15 protein-coding genes and 1 tRNA gene are annotated in these 16696 nt (G+C 62.4%); 14 read left to right on the forward strand and 2 right to left on the reverse strand.

Annotated features, from left to right (window positions below; all coding sequences use genetic code 11):
* Window positions 1-7: 7 nt before the first annotated feature.
* The 14 genes from AAFN55_RS04865 (at window position 8) to AAFN55_RS04930 (ending at window position 14520) form a co-directional block, all read left to right on the forward strand.
* On the forward strand, window positions 8-1246 hold the full coding sequence (locus AAFN55_RS04865) for a CoA transferase (protein WP_347797746.1): 1239 nt from the start codon (window positions 8-10) through the stop codon (window positions 1244-1246).
* Between the two features lie 20 nt (window positions 1247-1266).
* Complete coding sequence (locus AAFN55_RS04870; protein WP_347797747.1) at window positions 1267-2910, forward strand: acyl-CoA dehydrogenase family protein; 1644 nt, start codon at window positions 1267-1269, stop codon at window positions 2908-2910.
* Window positions 2907-3737: a MaoC family dehydratase N-terminal domain-containing protein gene (locus tag AAFN55_RS04875; protein ID WP_347797748.1), complete on the forward strand. Its 831-nt coding sequence runs from the start codon at window positions 2907-2909 to the stop codon at window positions 3735-3737. Before AAFN55_RS04870 ends, AAFN55_RS04875 begins: the two co-directional genes overlap by 4 nt.
* Window positions 3734-4522, forward strand: coding sequence for a CoA ester lyase (locus AAFN55_RS04880; protein ID WP_347797749.1), 789 nt, complete (start codon window positions 3734-3736; stop codon window positions 4520-4522). The genes AAFN55_RS04875 and AAFN55_RS04880 overlap by 4 nt, the downstream gene beginning before the upstream one ends.
* Window positions 4523-4634: 112 nt before the next feature.
* Window positions 4635-5558: a LysR family transcriptional regulator gene (locus tag AAFN55_RS04885; protein WP_347797750.1), complete on the forward strand. Its 924-nt coding sequence runs from the start codon at window positions 4635-4637 to the stop codon at window positions 5556-5558.
* Between the two features lie 323 nt (window positions 5559-5881).
* Window positions 5882-7213: an amidohydrolase family protein gene (locus AAFN55_RS04890; RefSeq protein ID WP_347797751.1), complete on the forward strand. Its 1332-nt coding sequence runs from the start codon at window positions 5882-5884 to the stop codon at window positions 7211-7213.
* Between the two features lie 118 nt (window positions 7214-7331).
* A complete protein-coding gene (locus AAFN55_RS04895; protein ID WP_347797752.1) occupies window positions 7332-8132 on the forward strand; it encodes an SDR family oxidoreductase in 801 nt (266 codons plus the stop codon).
* Between the two features lie 137 nt (window positions 8133-8269).
* Window positions 8270-9061: an SDR family oxidoreductase gene (locus tag AAFN55_RS04900; RefSeq protein WP_347797753.1), complete on the forward strand. Its 792-nt coding sequence runs from the start codon at window positions 8270-8272 to the stop codon at window positions 9059-9061.
* Between the two features lie 49 nt (window positions 9062-9110).
* Window positions 9111-10334, forward strand: coding sequence for an ABC transporter substrate-binding protein (locus AAFN55_RS04905; RefSeq protein ID WP_347797754.1), 1224 nt, complete (start codon window positions 9111-9113; stop codon window positions 10332-10334).
* Window positions 10335-10423: 89 nt separating this feature from the next.
* Window positions 10424-11173, forward strand: a complete 750-nt coding sequence (locus tag AAFN55_RS04910; protein WP_347797755.1) for an ABC transporter ATP-binding protein — start codon at window positions 10424-10426, stop codon at window positions 11171-11173.
* Between the two features lies 1 nt (window position 11174).
* Window positions 11175-11882, forward strand: a complete 708-nt coding sequence (locus AAFN55_RS04915) for an ABC transporter ATP-binding protein (RefSeq protein WP_347797756.1) — start codon at window positions 11175-11177, stop codon at window positions 11880-11882.
* A 10-nt stretch (window positions 11883-11892) separates the two neighbouring features.
* Window positions 11893-12780, forward strand: coding sequence for a branched-chain amino acid ABC transporter permease (locus AAFN55_RS04920; protein ID WP_347797757.1), 888 nt, complete (start codon window positions 11893-11895; stop codon window positions 12778-12780).
* Entirely contained in the window at window positions 12777-13757 is a 981-nt protein-coding gene (locus tag AAFN55_RS04925; RefSeq protein ID WP_347797758.1) for a branched-chain amino acid ABC transporter permease, read from the forward strand. The genes AAFN55_RS04920 and AAFN55_RS04925 overlap by 4 nt, the downstream gene beginning before the upstream one ends.
* Window positions 13758-13776: 19 nt before the next feature.
* Window positions 13777-14520: an SDR family NAD(P)-dependent oxidoreductase gene (locus AAFN55_RS04930; RefSeq protein WP_347797759.1), complete on the forward strand. Its 744-nt coding sequence runs from the start codon at window positions 13777-13779 to the stop codon at window positions 14518-14520.
* A gap of 354 nt (window positions 14521-14874) precedes the next feature.
* On the opposite strand, the gene AAFN55_RS04935 is transcribed toward AAFN55_RS04930, so the two are convergent.
* Both AAFN55_RS04935 and AAFN55_RS04940 read right to left on the reverse strand, forming a co-directional pair.
* Window positions 14875-14951: transfer RNA gene (locus AAFN55_RS04935), tRNA-Arg, on the reverse strand.
* A 199-nt stretch (window positions 14952-15150) separates the two neighbouring features.
* Entirely contained in the window at window positions 15151-16638 is a 1488-nt protein-coding gene (locus AAFN55_RS04940) for a HAMP domain-containing sensor histidine kinase (RefSeq protein WP_347797760.1), read from the reverse strand.
* Window positions 16639-16696 lie beyond the last annotated feature (58 nt).

Raw genomic sequence — 16696 nt, forward strand, 5'->3', positions numbered from 1 at the left:
AGCGACGATGTACAAACTTCTGCACGGGTTGAGGATAATCGAGGCGGCCTCCTTCATCGCCGCGCCGAGTTGCGCGCTGCACTTTCAGCAGTTCGGCGCCGACGTCATCCGTTGCGACCCGATCGGTGGCGGGCCGGATTTCCGCCGTTGGCCGCGCGCCGCCAACGGCCACAGCTTCTATTGGGAAGGGCTGAACAAGGGAAAAAAGTCGGTCGCGATCAATCTGACCACACCGGCCGGCAAGGCGTTGCTCCAGCGCCTGGTCACGGCTCCCGGCCCGGATGCCGGGCTGTTCGTGACCAACTTTCCAGCCGAGGGGTTCCTTTCCCATGACAGGCTCATCCAGCACAGGGCGGACCTGATCACCGCCCGCGTGATGGGGTGGGCGAGCGGGGCGACGGCGCTCGACTATACGGTCAACAGCGCCGTCGGCATTCCGCAGATGACCGGTCCCGCGTCGCTGGGTGACGAACCGGTCAACCATGTTCTGCCGGCCTGGGATATCGCTGCGGGCCTTTATGCTGCCTTTGCGCTTCTGGCGGCGGACCGGGCAAGGCGACAGACCGGGCAAGGCACTGAAATCAGGCTGCCTCTGGGAGACGTCGCGATGGCGTTCATGGGCCATCTCGGCCAGATCGGCGAGGTCAGCGAAACCGGAAAAGATCGGCCCCGTTACGGGAACGATCTGTTCGGCAGTTTCGGTCGCGATTTCCGGACACGCGACGGTCGCCGCATCATCGTGATCGCCCTGACCGGCCATCAATGGAAAGACCTGGTGGACACGCTGTCTCTCAACGAGGCGGTCGCGGCGATCGAGACCGAACTCTGCGTGGACCTGTCGAGCGACGAGGGACTGCGCTTCTGCCACCGAGACAGGCTCAACCCCATCGTTGCCGATGCGATCGGCCGGATCAGCCTTGACGAACTGAAGGTACGCTTCGAGGGCACCAAGGTGTGCTGGGGACCGTACAACACGCTGAGCGAAGCTGTGGGTGACCCCGACCTGATCAGTGAACGAAATCCACTGTTCAGCGCGGTCGATCACTTGACGGATACCCGCTACCTCACTCCCGGCGCAGCCGCGTCGCTCGGCGGGTTCGAGCGCGGCACGCCCGGTCGCGCACCGGTACTCGGAGAGCATACGGAGGAGGTTCTGGCGGATGTTCTCGGGATGGCGAGCTGCGAGATCGCCGCCTTGCACGACGCCGGCACCGTAGCGGGACCGGCTGGCAGCAAGGCTCTGTAGACAATTTGGGAACTGACACCATGACCGACCTTCAGGCCCTCATCCAGCGGGCCGCCGAACTATCCGCAGATTATGCGCACGCTGCGACGCAACAGGTGCGCGAGGCAACGTCGGCCGGGGGCCGGCTCGACGCATCGCTGGCCGATCTGCACCAGCGCATGGTTCATGGGCTCGCCTGGATCGTCACGACTGCCGAAGCCATCAAGGCGGCCGGCGAGTGGGCGAAAGCGTGCGCGGCCGACGGGCGGTTCGGCGAACTTGAGAAGCTCGTCGTCAGACTGGGTGTGGGCGAATATCTACACCATCTCGCCGCCGGCATACCGATGAACCAGAGCGAGTTTGCACGCCCCGGCGATTTCGGCCTTCGCGCAGAGACCTTGGACATGGTTTCGCTGGCCGACGAAATTTTGGGCCCGGAAGGCGGTCGCGAATTGCGGGCGGAAATCGTCCGGCGCATCGTGGCGGGCGAGACGCTGGACGACGGGGTGGGAGACGCCGATCTCGACATCGTGCGGAGGCAGTTCCAGCGCTTTTCCGACGAGCAGATCGCGCCGTACGCCCATGCATGGCATCTCGCAGACGAACTCATACCGATGGAAACCGTCGCGGCGCTGGCGGAGCTCGGTGTCTTCGGCGTCTGCATCGACGAAGAATATGGCGGGATGGGCATGGGCAAGTTGGCCATGTGCATCGTCACCGAGGAACTGAGCAGAGGCTGGATCGCGGCCGGATCGCTGGGGACGCGCTCTGAAATCGCGGGCGAGTTGATCACCATCGCCGGTACGGCCCAGCAGCGGCAAGAATGGCTTCCGAAGATCGCCAGCGGTGCGGTCCTGCCTACAGCCGTGTTCACGGAACCAGACAACGGGTCCGATCTCGGCGGTCTCAAGACACGGGCGGTCAAGGATGCCGATGGCGATTGGCTCGTCACCGGCAACAAGACATGGATCACCCATGCCGCGCGCAGCGATCTCATGACCCTGCTGGTCCGCACCAAGCAGGATGAGGCCGGGTATCGGGGCCTGAGCATGTTTCTGGCGCCGAAGGACCGCGGCACGCCGGAGAACCCGTTTCCGTCCGACGGTCTTTCCGGATCGGACATCAAGGTGCTCGGCTATCGCGGGATGCAGGAATACGACATTGCCTTCACGGACTTTCGCGTCGAGGCGTCCGGGCTTCTGGGAAACCAGGAAGGCCAGGGCTTCAAGCAGTTGATGCAAACGTTCGAAAGTGCCCGCATCCAGACTGCCGCACGGTCTGTCGGCGTGGCGCGCAACGCCTTCGATCTCGGTCTGGCCTATGCCCGCGAGCGTCTTCAGTTCGGGCGACCCATCATCGAGTTTCCCCGGGTGTCGGACAAGCTGGCGCTGATGGTGGCCGAGATCCTGATGGCCCGGGAACTGACCTATGCTGCCGCGCGCGCCAAGGATGGCAATCGCCGCTGCGATATGGAGGCCGGAATGGCCAAGATGCTCGCAGCGCGCGTTGCCTGGACCAACGCGGACGGGAGTCTCCAGATTCACGGCGGCATCGGATATGCGCTTGAAACCCGGATAAGCCGCGTGCTTTGCGACGCGCGCATCCTCAATATTTTCGAGGGCGCGGCCGAAATCCAGGCGCATGTCGTCGGCAAGGGACTGTTGGCAGCCGAGGCAGGCAGATGACCGGCGACTACAATGCCTGGATAGGCAGGGAAGACATCGCGCAAGACCTCGTCACGCCGAGGCTCGTTCAATCCTGGCGCGCGACCATGGACTATGAGGGCCTGTCGATCTGCGACCTGCCGCTCGGCATGCACTGGGGGCTGGCGCCGGTCATCACGCCGAACAGGGAGCTTGCCGCCGACGGACATCCGCACAAGGGCGGCTTCCTGCCGCCTATTCCGCTGCCAAGAAGGATGTGGGCCGGGGGCGAGGTCCGATTTCTGGGCGAACTGCGTGAGGGCGAAGCCGTGGAGCGTCGCTCACACATTGCGGCGATCGAACACAAAAGCGGCCGCTCCGGCGAGTTGTGGTTCGTCACTGTCGCCCACACCTGGTCGAATGCCGGCGGCATCGTGATCGACGAGCGCCAGGACATCGTCTATCGCGACGCTGCTGTCGGCCCGGCGCCGGGTCCCGCACGCACCGTGTCCGAACGAGGCGACCATTGTCTGGAAATAGAATGTTCCAGCGCCTCCCTGTTTCGGTTCTCGGCGCTCACCTTCAACAGCCATCGCATCCACTATGACCGCACCTATGCGGTGGAGGAGGAGGGATACGGCGGGATCGTAGTCCATGGGCCCCTCCAGGCCGTGGTCCTGATGAATTTCGCGCGGCAGGTCGGGGGGAAAGGTATGCCATCTGTTTTTTCCTTTCGCGGCGTTTCGCCCCTGTTGCTGGGTGATCCGATGACCGCCCATGCCAGGCACACCGCATCGGGCCTCGATCTCTGGATGGCGAGTGCGGATGGCGTGAAAACCATGACCGCCACAGCGGAGTGGCGTCCATGATCGAGAACTGCGTCGCGCCGCTGTTCGTGCCAGCAAACAGGATCGAGCTGCTCGCCAAAGCCGCGTCCTCCGGTGCCGACGCGATCATCGTGGATCTGGAGGATGCCGTCGCACCCGCCGCGAAGTCAGACGCACGCCATGCGTTGTCGGGGTCGCTCCCGATGGATGTCATCGTGCGCATCAACGATATCCGATCCCCCTGGTTCGCCGATGACGCCGCCGCGCTTGCATCGCCGGGCATCGCGGGCGTGATGCTGCCGAAAACCGAGACGCCGGACGATATTGCGACCCTGCGTGCTGTGCTTGCTCGCCCTATGCCCATCATCGCTCTTGTGGAGACCCCGCGGGGTGTCGCAAATCTGGATGAGATAGCGCCCGCGGCCGCCCGGCTCGCATTCGGCACGCTCGACTACGGCGCCGATCTGGGTTGCGGCGTCGATAGCGAAACGCTCCTGTTTGCGCGAAGCCGCTTCGTCCTGGCGGCACGCCTGGCAGGAAAACCGGCGCCGATCGATGGGGTGACGCCGGATTATCGCGACATCACTGCCTGCGAGACTGACACTCGGCATGCCGCAAAGCTGGGGTTCGGGGGGAAGCTTTGCATCCATCCTAACCAGGTGCACACGGTGATGCGCGGGTTCACGCCGTCGCAGGAGGAACTTCGATGGGCCCAACGCGTGCTGGACACGGCGGAGGGTGCGCAGGGGTTGGATGGCATGATGGTGGACGCGCCGGTCCGCGTGCGCGCACACCGGCTTCTGGCGCGCATCTCTGTGACGCGATAGACGGGAGTCGCTGCCGTGCGCAGTGTTGCGCCGACGGGTCGTCGGCGGGCGTGGAAGATTGCCTTGACACCCGCGCCAAGCTAGATCGACTGGCTGACAGGGAGGTCATGGTATGGATTTACGGCAGCTTCGCTACTTTGCGTCTGTTGCGCGCGAGGGCAGTTTCAGCAGGGCATCGGAGAAACTTCGTATCGCTCAACCTGCCTTGAGCCGGCATATTCAAAGCCTTGAATATGAGATCGGAGCGGACTTGCTGGTCCGCACGCCTCGCGGGGTCGAGGTGACGGAAGCCGGCCGCCTGCTGAAAGAGAAGGCGGAGTATGTGCTTGGCTATGTCGCGGACATCAAATCGTCAGTCAGCCAGCTTTCCGCCGAACCCAGTGGCGATGTCGTTCTCGGCATCTCGCCCACCTTGGCGTCGACCTTCGCATTGCGGCTGATCGTCGAGACCAAGCAGCGCTATCCCAAGATCAACCTGCGCGTCGTCGAGGGGTTGAGCGTGATGCTCTACGACTGGCTTCAAGACGCGAGGATCGACATAGCGCTGGGTACCGATTTCGGGCCGGTGCCCGGGGTCGAACACCGAGAAGTCGGTGAGGACGAGATCGTGTTCGTCGGGGTGCCCGAGCTTCTATCGCGCTACGCCGATCGCAAAGCGATCCCAATGCATGACATTCTGAACTTCCCACTTGTTCTCACCCAGGGGTTCAGCCAGCTCATTACCCCGCATCTCGCGCAGGAAGGCATCGAGCCGATCTATGAAATGGAGATTTCATCGACGCCGATTGTCAGGGAGATCGTCCTGCGCGGGAGGCACTGTTCCGTGATCGCGTCGGGCTTCGTCAAGGCGGATGTGGATGAGGGGCGCCTGTGCATGCTCGCATTCGAGGGAAAGCGTATCCGTCGCCGCATCGTCACCTCAGTCAGCAACACGCACTACATCTCGCCTGCCGTCAAGGCGGTCGATTCGGTCATCCGCGACGAAATCGCCGGCAGCAACATGTTCGTCAGCCAGGCCGCGCCCGCGCTGACATAACGCAGGTCGCGCGCGATACTAAAATACTTTGGCGCCCATGCCCTTTCGGTATTTAACCGAATGCGCGCGGCGGTCTTATCGTTTGCGAAAAATGCCGGGGGCGGAAAATGGATTATCGCATCGGAAGGTATCACCACGTTTGCACGGACGCCTGCGCGCACGGCGCGGACCGCGCGGCAACCGCAGCTTTTGCGGAATTGGCCAACACGCGTCCTGCCGACGTCACTTCGGCCATAGCCGGCACCGCGCTCACCGAGGATTTTTCTGCGGGCACCGTCCACCCGAAGCGCCGTATTCTATTGCGTGGAGGAACGATCCTATCGATGGATCCCCAGGTGGGGGATTTCGCATCTGGCGATGTGCTGATCGAAGGCTCGCGGATCGTGGCTGTCGAGGCGCGCATCGAGGCGGACGCCACGGTCGTGGATGCCAGCGGCATGATAGTCCTCCCGGGCTTCTGCGATCCTCATATCCATTGCTGGCAGGGCGCGCTGGGCCGCATCATTCCGAACAATACGTCCTCTTATGACGAGGAAAGCGGAAAACCGGTCGAAGCCCCGCATCCCACGCGAAGCTACCAGAACGTGCTTCATCGCGTCTTCGCGCCCGCGTGCCGGCCGCAGGACATGTATATCGGCACGCTTCTCACCTTGATGGGCGCGATCTCGGGCGGCATCACCACGGTTTGCGACAACTCCCACAACTCACGCACGCCTCAGCATTCGGATGCCTGCGTGGCGGCGCTGATCGATTCAGGCGTCCGCGGTATTCATGCCTATGGACGGCCGCGCGCCGGAAACTGGGATGGCCAGTTTCCGGCAGATGTCGCGCGTCTCAAACAGGAATATTTTTCCTCCGACGATCAGCTCGTCGGAATGCGGCTCTACATGCTTGGCCGCGATCCGCTGGAGGAACTCGCATCGGTCGTGCGGATGCGGCAGGAACTCGGCCTCTGGCTGAGTTTCGAAAGCGGCTTTGGCGGCAAGGATATGGGCAGGCTGTACGATGACGGCTGGTTTGACGGTCGCGAGACGATCAATCATGGCCATTTCATCTCGGCCGAGGACCGCGCGATCATCGCCGCTCACGGCAGCAAGGTGAATGTCTGTCCGAGAATCGAGGCACAGTTCCGGTTCGGCAACGTACCTTACCAGGAATGGCTGGATGCCGGGCTGAAGCCGGCGATCAGCAATGACGATCCCGCTACCTATGCGATCAACACCTTCAGCGAGATGCAGTGCCTCTACGCCTTCCACCGTTCCAGGGTGTTGTCGGCCCGTATCGGAACGGACCAGGGGCCACCGAAGCTTGCCACTTTGCGCGGCATGCTGGAAGCCGCGACGATTCGCGGCGCCGAGAACTGCGGCCTCGACCATAAGGTCGGTTCGCTCACGCCGGGCAAGCAGGCCGACATCATCCTGATAGATGTCGACAAACCGCACCTGACGCCGATGAATAACGCTTTGTGCACGGCAGTGCAGGGCGCGTCGGTGGGCGATGTCAGCATCGTCATGATCGCTGGCCGGCTCGTCAAATGGCAGGGCCGGCTACTGGGCACCGACTTCAACCGCATCAAGGTCGCCGCAGAGAATTCGCGCGACTACCTTTTCGGGGCGGTGAACTGGCCCTTGCAGCCGATCGACGTGACGGATTGAACCGGCGCCCGCTTACACCGGGCACGCGCAGCAATACCAGCAGGGCATGGTCCCTAGGCCGCTACGGTATTGGCGGGCCGATTGGCCGTTTGATTAGCTGGATATGCGGAGGAGGCCTATGCTCGCAGGATTCAAGACAGCGGTTGTCACAGGCGCGGCGGGCGGCCTTGGAAGGGCGATATGCCGGAGACTGGCCACAGACGGCTACACGCTCATACTGTGCGACATCGATCCGGTGGTGCACGACTTTCGGGATGCGCTGGCCGACAAAGGGGCCGTCGCTTTCAGCCGCATACACGATGTTTCCAAGGAAGAAGACTGGGAAATCCTCAAGGCCTACCTTGAGGAGGATCTGGGCTCGATAAGCACGCTGATCTGCAGTTCCGGGTTCAACGGCCGTCTCTCGATCATGAACGGCACCATCAACGATTGGAATCGGACTTTCGAGGTCAACGTCTTCGGTGTCTTCCTGGGACTGCGGACGCTCGCGCCGTTGATGCGGGATGTCGAGGGCGCCTCGGTTGTCAACATTTCGTCGTCTGCGGCAATGATCGGCGACACCGCCGCGGCCTACTCCGCCAGCAAATGGGCCGTGCGGGGCCTGACAAAGGCGGCGGCGATCGAATTCGCCCAGTGGGGAATCCGGGTGAATTCGGTGCATCCCGGCACCGTCCCCACCCCGATGCTGCGCAACGCGCCGCCGGGCCATAGCCAAGCATGGCATAGCATGATCCCGATGAGCCGATCGGGAATGCCGGAAGAAATTGCGGGTGTGGTTAGCTTTCTCGCCGGCAAAGACTCGTCCTACATGACGGGCGCGGATCTGGTGGTTGACGGCGGGCTGACACAGGGCGGCCTGTCAACGGCGCGTCACCGTCTTCTGACGCGAACCTCTCCATCGGACCGTAGCCGACGCTGATCGGTCCGCGCTGCTTGCCGCAACAATCCCCCAATGCCCTCCCATTATAGGGTGCATGCCACCTCGGTATTTGTCCGAGCCGTGCGCGCGGCCTTATCCCTACGGCGACCTATGGTGATCGTCGCGGGAGGAAGCGGGTGTCACGTAAACAGCTTGGCGGCGAGAAGATACTCATCACCGGCGCGGCGTCGGGAATGGGCCGCGCTTGCGCTCTGTTCTTCCGCGAGCGCGGCGCGAGCATCATCGTCGCCGACATCGATTTCGATGGCGCGAAGTCCACTGCCGACGAGGTTGAAGGTGAGGCGTTTCATGTCGATCTTGCCGATCCCGCCGCTATTTCGGAATTGGCAGAGAGTATAGCAGCCACCTGCGGGCCGGTGAGCGGTCTGCTCAATTGCGCCGGCATCATGCCGAACGCGATTACGCCGCCCGAAGCGATCGGCAGCACCGAGTGGGACCGCTTCTTCGCTGTCAACGTGCGCGGCACGTTTTTCCTGTCGGTCGTTTTCGGCTCCCAGATGGCGGGGCGCGGAAGCGGCAGCATCGTCAACATTGCATCGACGACCGGGCTGAGATCAACGCCGCATCACGCCTACGGCGTCAGCAAGGCGTCGGTGGTTCAGATTTCGCGAAATCTCGCGGCGCAATGGGCGCGCTCGAACGTGCGCGTGAACAGCCTTTCACCTGGCTACGTTCGGACCGACGGGTTGATGAAGAACATAGAGGGCGGCTTCCGCGATGCCGACAGAATAACGAGCAGCGCCGCCATGGGACGCATGGTCGAACCCAACGAGATCGCGGGCGCCGCCGCCTTCCTGCTTTCCGATGACGCGAGCGCAATTACCGGCATCGACCTGCCGGTCGATGCCGGTTGGCTGATCAACGGCTCCTGGGTCTTCTACGGGGGAGTGCCGCCCGCAATGCCGTGATGCGATGCCGCATCACGGGTGGAATTCAATCATAATGGGAGGAAATGGAATGAACGCTTTCTCGCGAATGGTGGGAACGACCACGCTGGGTATCATGCTGTGCGCATCCGGCTTGGCGCTCGCCGAGGACAAGATTCACCTGAAGATGGGGCTGATGACCGATATGGGCGGATTGACTTCCGCCGTGTCCGGCAGCGGATCCGTCCTGGCTGCCCAGATGGCGATCGAAGACTACAAGGCGGTCGATCCGGGCATCGAGGTGGAGTTCGTTTCGGCCGACCACCAGCTGAAGGCGGATGTCGGGGCGACAATCGCCAGGCGGTGGCTGGACCAAGAGCAGGTGGATGTAATCGTCGATGTGCCCGGTTCCGCCATCGTCCTCGCGATCGTCGATCTGGTGCGCGAGCGCAACAAGGTGATCCTTGCAACCCACTCGTCCTCGTCGCGGATAACCGGAACAAGCTGCAGCCCGAACACCGTGGCCTTCACCTACAGTGCCTGGGCGCTGGCGAACGGCACTGGCAGCGCCGTGGTGCGCCAAGGCGGAGATAGCTGGTTCTTTATCACTGCGGATTGGGAATATGGACACTCGGTGCAGGCTGAAACAACGGGCGTGATCGAGGCTGCCGGTGGTCAGGTTCTCGGCTCCGTGCTGTTCCCTCTGGAGACGACGGACTTTTCCTCCTACCTGCTTCAGGCGCAGGCGTCGGGTGCAAAGGTGATCGGTCTCATTCAGTCGGGGCCACAGACCATCAACACCGTCAAGCAGGCGAACGAGTTCGGCATCGTTCGGGCGGGCCAGTCGCTTGCTACAATGTACTTCACGCATATGGACGCCCATGCGCTTGGGCTCGCCAGCGCCCAGGGTCTTCAGTTCACCGTGGCGTGGGATTCCAATCTCGACGAGCCTGCCCGCGAGTTCTCCAGCCGTTTCGCCGAACGCAATCGCGGGCAGGTGCCCAGCCAGGAGCAGGCCGGCGTCTATTCGGCAGTCTACCAGTATCTGCGCGCGGTTTCTGAAGCCGGTAGCGCCGAGGACGGCAAGCGGGTGCTGGAAACCATGCGGGGCTGGGACTGGTTCGAAGACCGACTGTTCGGCAAGACGCGGCTGCGTGAAGACGGAACCGTCGATCACAACATGTACCTGGCGAAGGTGAAGTCTCCCGACGAATCGCAGGATGCCTGGGACTATTTCGAGATTCTCGAAACGATCCCCGCCGAAACGGCCTTCCAGCCACTGGGCCAAACCGGCTGCCCGCTCGTCGGTCAGTAATCCCACCCGAAAACGTTCCGGACCGCCGGCAGCAACCGCCACCCCGTGCCTGCCGGCAAGTATCCGCTCCCATCCGACGAGGCGAATGAATGCCCGAACCGATTCTCGAGACAGTTGGCATTTCCAAGAGTTTTGGCGGTTTCCAGGCCGTAAGCGACGTGAACCTGAAGGTCACCGAAGGCGCGATCCATGCGCTTCTCGGACCCAATGGAGCGGGCAAGACAACCTGCTTCAATCTCATCACCGGGTTCATGAAGCCCTCTGCAGGTGAAGTCCGGCTGCGCGGCGCCCCGATCTCCGACCTGCCGCCGGCGGGCGTCGCACGGCGCGGCCTGGTCCGTTCGTTTCAGATATCGGCGGTGTTCGGAACGTTGAGCTGTCTGGAAAATGTCAGGATCGCGCTCCAGCGCAAGCACGGGCTGTTTCGTGCGTTCTGGCGGCCGGATTCAGCGCTGCGGCGCTTCGATGCGGAAGCCAGCGATCTACTCGCGCGGGTCGGACTGTCGCCCTGGATGGACGCCGCCGCCTCGACACTGCCGTATGGGCGCAAGCGCGCATTGGAACTTGCGACAACGCTCGCTCTCGACCCGCAAATCATGCTCTTGGACGAGCCGTTTGCAGGAATGGCGCATGGAGACATCCCGTCCATGACCGACCTGATCCGCAAGGCCGCGGCGGGGAAGACGGTGCTGATGGTCGAGCACAACATGTCCGTTGTGTCCCAGCTATGCGACCGCATCTCAGTCATGGCTCGCGGTCGGCTGATCGCGGAGGGCACCTACGAACAGGTCTCTAGGGACCCGGTCGTCATCGAGGCCTATCTTGGCGAGACGCATTGAAATGACGGACACTCAACATCTCGAGATCAGCAACCTGAAGGCGTGGTATGGCGACAGCCAGGCGCTTCACGGTGTTTCGCTGTCGGTTTCGCAAGGCGAAGTCGTCGCACTTCTGGGCCGTAACGGAGCGGGCAAAAGCACCATCATGCGTTCGATTGCCGGCGTCTTGCGCAAGAAGACCGGCAGCATCAAGATTCTTGACCGGGAGACGCTTCCAGATCGTGCCTGGCAGATCGCCCGCATGGGCCTCGGCTACGTGCCTGAGGAGCGGGGCATATTCGCCAGCCTTTCGGTGGCGGAAAACCTCAACCTGCCCCCGCTGGTTTCGGACGGCGGAATGTCACGCGAGGAACTGTTCGTCCTGTTTCCCAATCTGGTCGACCGTCTGGACGCCAGGGGGACGTCGATCAGCGGCGGCGAACAACAGATGCTCTCCATTGCCCGTGTCTTGCGCGCGGGTGCGAGGCTGATCCTTCTCGACGAGCCCACTGAGGGCCTTGCGCCGGTGATCGTCCAGCAGATCGGCGCGGCGCTGGGGCGGCTGAAGGCGGCGGGTTACACCGTAGTTCTCGTAGAGCAGAACCTTTCCTTCGCGCTGGCTCATTCGGATCGGCAGATCGTGATTGAAAACGGCCAGGTGGTGGACACCCTGACCACCGAACAATCCAGACGCGATACGCAGCGCGTCGCCGCGTATCTGAGCGCCTGAGGAGTGTGACATGGATGTACTCGGAATTCCGATCCAGGCATTGCTTGGGCAACTCTTACTCGGTTTGATCAACGGCGCCTTCTATGCGTTGCTGGCGCTCGGCCTAGCCATCATTTTCGGCCTCCTGAACGTCGCAAACTTCGTTCACGGCGCTCAATACATGTTGGGTGCGGTGATAAGCTGGATGCTGTTGCAGTTCGCGGGCATCGGCTTCTGGCCGTCGCTGATAATCACTCCCCTGATCGGATTTGCTCTCGGCGCGGCCTTGGAACGATCGATGCTGTCGCGTCTCTACGAGACGGATCCGATCTACGGCATCCTGCTTACATTCGGCGTCGCGCTTGTCGTTCAGGGCGTGCTGCGTGCCCAGTTCGGCGTTTCGGGCATGACGTACGGCATTCCTGATGCGCTTTCGGGCGGCTGGAATCTCGGCTTCATGTTCCTTCCCAAATATCGAGCATGGGTGGTTCTGGTCGCCCTGCTGGTTTGCTGTTCAACCTGGTACGCGATCGAAAAAACGTCCCTCGGCGCAAGCGTTCGCGCGGCGACGGAAAATTCCGCGATGGCCGAAGCTTTGGGTATCAATGTCGCGCGTCTCAAGACCATGATCTATGGGCTGGGTGCGGCTATCGCGGCGCTTGCGGGCGTCCTGGCCGCGCCCATCTATTCGGTCAGTCCGCTGATGGGTGCCGACATCGTCATCATCGCTTTTGCGATCGTCGTCATCGGCGGAATGGGAACCTTGCTGGGATCGACGGTCGCGGGGTTTGGCCTGGGACTGGTCGAGGGCGCGTCGAAAGTATTCTATCCGCAGATTTCCGGCATGGTCGTGTTCATCGTCATGGTGGTCATTCTGCTTGTCCGGCCGTCCGGTCTGTTCGGGAGGGCATCGGCATGAGCGTACAGGACACATCTGCCTCCATCGTCGCCTCGCCCTCGCTCGCTCCGTCCTCTCACGGCTACCTCTTCGGATTTGCGCTCCTTGCAATGGTGGTGCTGACCGGGCCGCTCTACGCATTCCCGGTATTCCTGATCGTGGCGATGTCCTTCATCATCTTCGCTTCGGGCTTCAACCTTCTGTTGGGTTTCGCGGGGCTCTTGTCTTTCGGTCATGCCGCCTATTTCGGCGCCGGGGCGTATCTGACCGCCCACAGCACCAAGGTGCTGGGATTGCAGCCCGAGTTCGCCCTCATCATCGGCGTCGCCACGGCGGCCTTTCTGGGCCTGATCGTCGGAGTGCTGGCAATTCGGCGAAACGGCATCAGCTTCGCCATGATCACGCTCGGTCTTGCCCAGCTCGTTTTCTACTACGTCCTGACCGCCGCCTGGACCGGAGGCGCCGAAAACGGCATCCAGTCGGTGCCGCGCGGGATGCTTTTCGGGATCATCGATTTAAGAAACGATACGGCGATGTATTATTTCGCCGCGACGATATTCCTGCTTTCGATTTTCGTTGTGTATCGCGTCACCCATTCGCCTTTCGGGCAAGTGCTGAAGGCCATACGCGACAATGAACAGCGCGCCATTTCCCTTGGCTACGAGGTGAGGGCATTCAAGATCACCGTGTTCGTGATGTCGGCGGCGCTTGCCGGGCTCGGCGGCGGCCTGAAAGCGATGGCGCTGCAATTCGCGACCGCCACCGACGTGCACTGGATGATGTCGGGCGAGGTTATCCTGATGACCCTGGTGGGCGGCGTCGGAACCGTTTTCGGTCCTGTCGTTGGCGGCTTTCTGGTGGTGACCATGCAGAACTACCTCGCATCTCTCGGCGCGTGGGTCATGGCGATCCAGGGCGCGATCTTTATCGTCGCGGTCCTCGTGTTCCGCCAGGGGATCGTGGGGTTTCTGGAGAAGCGCACGGGGCTGAAGCTGTGACTGCGGAAGGATGAGACTGATGACGACACAGATAGCACGCCATGCTCTCGTTTTTGGCGCGGCCAAGGGCATAGGGGAGGCGATCGCCGATGCGTTATGGGCCGACGAGCATGTCGTATCCATGTTCGACGTCGATCGCGCGGCAATCGAAGCAAGGGCTTTGTCAGCCGGAACGCGAATGTCCGCCTATGAGTGCGACATCGCCGACAGACGCGCAGTACTCGACGCGATCGCCAAGGCAGCGGCGAAAAACGGCCCCCCAAGTGTTCTCGTGGTCAATGCCATGTGGATCCGCTACCAACCCGTCGAGACTCTCGACGAGGAAACCCTCGATCGAATGCTTGCCGTTGGCATCAAGGGGCTGTTCTGGTCCGTTCAGGGGCTGCTCGAACACTATGCCCCCGAGTTGGGCGCGTCGATCGTCACGCTTGGTTCTCCTTCCGCGCGGCTGGGTTTCAGAACAGCATCCGCCTACACAGCCGCGAAAGGAGCCGTTGAAGCACTGACGCGGCAGTTCGCCACCGAACTGGGCCACAGAAACATCCGCGTGAATGCCGTTGCGCCGGGGCCTGTGCGCACACCTGGCACTGATTTCCTAGCCGAAAACGGATGGAGCAAGCGCATAGAACGAACGCCTGCGGGTCGACTTGGTGTGCCCGGAGAGATCGCGCAGGCTGTTAGGTTCCTCGCATCGCCCGCTTCGCAATTCATCAACGGTCAGACCATATCCGTTGATGGTGGCTTTGCCACGTCTGGGCCTTAAAAAACCGCATCCGGGTTGTACAGGACCAACCCAGAGAGGCCGCATGAGCAGATGGCGCCCCTGCTCGGCGGGGACCGCGCGGCAAGCGCCTGCGCGGCTTCGCCCTGCATGGACACTGGCGCACCAGGCATTGGCGAGATCGGCATTACGGGTACCGCAACAGCTTTTGCCAAAGCGGGTCTTCTACGCGACTTTTGCGCGGGGAAAATTGACAAATCAACTGGAAGTGATTCGAACTTTTCCCCGCCGAACGCCGTCGTTTCTACGCCTTTTCGCGCGCCGGCTGCCCTTCATTCTATGCATAGGCGTAAGTTCGGCGGCTATAGCGTATTGTGGAGGGTAATCGGCGATATTTGGCGCGCCCGAAAGGATTCGAACCTCTGACCCCCAGATTCGTAGTCTGGTGCTCTATCCAGCTGAGCTACGGGCGCGCAGGAAGCCGGAAAACCCAGCTTCGCGAGGGGTTGCCGTGAGGCGACCCCGCATGTGCGGCGTTCCTAGCCAACCAATGAGCGAATTGCAAGCGGGTCGTCGCATTTCTTTCGGTCTGCACGTCACTTCGTCGCAAGCGGCAGCGGGGCGCATGCGATCTTTGACGCCAGGCGCGGCAAAAGCCTTGCGTCGGATCGCTCAGGCTGGCCGGCGCAGCGCGTTGCGGGCCGCAACGAGATCGACGGGCTGGTCGGGGATCGTGATGGCGAAGATGGTCCTGCCGCCGCGGCTCTCGACGAGTTCGATCGAGCCGCCATGCGCGCGGACCAGCTCATGTGCGATCGCCAGCCCCAAGCCAGTGCCGCCGCTGCGTGCCGAGCCCCGGAAGGCCGCAAACAGATTGTCACGCGCCTTGGGCGGCAGGCCGGGGCCGGTATCCTCGACCAGGACCCGGCAGATGCTTCCGGCGCGATCCGCAGAGACGGAAAGCCGCCGAACGACAGTGTTTTCACGATCGGCAGCCATGGCCTGCATGGCGTTGCGCGAGAGGTTGGACAACACCCGGAAAAGCTGTTCCGAATCCGCGTCGATCTCGAATTCGTGCTCCACGGCGTTGAGAAATTCGAGGCCGGCTTCATTGTCCACGCCGACGACCGAATAGACCTCGTCGACGAGCATGCGCAGCCGGACTTTGCGGCGCACCGGAGGCGCTTCCTGCGTGCGGCCGTAGGCGAGCACGCCCTCCGAGTAGGAGACCGCGCGGTCGAGCGCGCGCACGAGCCGCGGCACGAGATTCTGCGCCGTCGGGTCCTTCACCGTGGAGAGCCTGTCGGACATGAGTTGCGCGGATGCGAGGATGTTGCGCATGTCATGATTGATCTTGGAGACCGCGAGGCCAAGATCGGCAAGGTGTTTCTGTTCGCTCAGCGTCCGTTGCAAATGGCTTTGCATCGAGGCCAGTTCGCGCTCCGCCACGCCGATCTCGTCGGCGCGCGCCTCCGGGCGGATGATGCGGCCGGGATCGTGCGGTGCTTCAGAGAAGTCCAGCATGGAGCGGGTCATTGTCCGGATGGGACGAATCATGACCCGGTCGATCGCGTAGAAAACCAATGTGGCGGTGATCAGGGAAATGATCAGCGACAGGATCGCCACGTTGCGGGCATAGACGAGCATCGCCTTGCGCAGATTGGTATCGGCGATGATCAGTTCGAATTCCTTGTCGCTCTCGCCGACGGGGCCGAACACGCGCAAAACGCGGTTGCCGCCGAAGAAGGCCGTATAGAGCGCATCCGACATGGCTTGCGGGGCCATTGTGTTGGCGAGGTCGATATGGTCGTCCACCTGCGGCGGCACCTCGGTGACGACGAGCAATTGCGAGGCACCGTCGTCACGCACCGCCACCGCCTTGGCGCCGAGCGCGATCAGCACGTCGTCCTGCACGGTACGAGAGAGACTGTCGGGGTCACTTTCGACGAGAACGATACCGACGGCTGCGGCCGTGGCCAGACGCTCTTCCAGCCAACGAAGCCTGAAGTTGGCGATCGAGGGCATGAAGATGAGCACTTCCGCCAGCATGACGAACAGGATCGTGAGCATCAGAAGCTTGGTCGACAGGCCGCGTGAGAGCGGCACCTGTTCGTTTGTGCGCTCCGGTTTCACGGGGGCCTTGTTCGTCTCGTCCGCCAAATCGCTGTTCCTGGCTCGTTTTTGTCGTCGAGCACGCGCGTCATCGCGCCGGCCCGAC

Source organism: Mesorhizobium sp. CAU 1732 (assembly GCF_039888675.1).
Classification (GTDB): domain Bacteria; phylum Pseudomonadota; class Alphaproteobacteria; order Rhizobiales; family Rhizobiaceae; genus Aerobium.

Coding starts and splice junctions, on each gene's coding strand:
- AAFN55_RS04895 (WP_347797752.1), top strand. CDS start 7,332: ATGCTCGCAGGATTCAAGACAGCGGTTGTCACAGGCGCGGCGGGCGGC.
- AAFN55_RS04910 (WP_347797755.1), top strand. CDS start 10,424: ATGCCCGAACCGATTCTCGAGACAGTTGGCATTTCCAAGAGTTTTGGC.
- AAFN55_RS04930 (WP_347797759.1), top strand. CDS start 13,777: ATGACGACACAGATAGCACGCCATGCTCTCGTTTTTGGCGCGGCCAAG.
- AAFN55_RS04925 (WP_347797758.1), top strand. CDS start 12,777: ATGAGCGTACAGGACACATCTGCCTCCATCGTCGCCTCGCCCTCGCTC.
- AAFN55_RS04920 (WP_347797757.1), top strand. CDS start 11,893: ATGGATGTACTCGGAATTCCGATCCAGGCATTGCTTGGGCAACTCTTA.
- AAFN55_RS04870 (WP_347797747.1), top strand. CDS start 1,267: ATGACCGACCTTCAGGCCCTCATCCAGCGGGCCGCCGAACTATCCGCA.
- AAFN55_RS04915 (WP_347797756.1), top strand. CDS start 11,175: ATGACGGACACTCAACATCTCGAGATCAGCAACCTGAAGGCGTGGTAT.
- AAFN55_RS04880 (WP_347797749.1), top strand. CDS start 3,734: ATGATCGAGAACTGCGTCGCGCCGCTGTTCGTGCCAGCAAACAGGATC.
- AAFN55_RS04885 (WP_347797750.1), top strand. CDS start 4,635: ATGGATTTACGGCAGCTTCGCTACTTTGCGTCTGTTGCGCGCGAGGGC.
- AAFN55_RS04865 (WP_347797746.1), top strand. CDS start 8: ATGTACAAACTTCTGCACGGGTTGAGGATAATCGAGGCGGCCTCCTTC.
- AAFN55_RS04905 (WP_347797754.1), top strand. CDS start 9,111: ATGAACGCTTTCTCGCGAATGGTGGGAACGACCACGCTGGGTATCATG.
- AAFN55_RS04875 (WP_347797748.1), top strand. CDS start 2,907: ATGACCGGCGACTACAATGCCTGGATAGGCAGGGAAGACATCGCGCAA.
- AAFN55_RS04890 (WP_347797751.1), top strand. CDS start 5,882: ATGGATCCCCAGGTGGGGGATTTCGCATCTGGCGATGTGCTGATCGAA.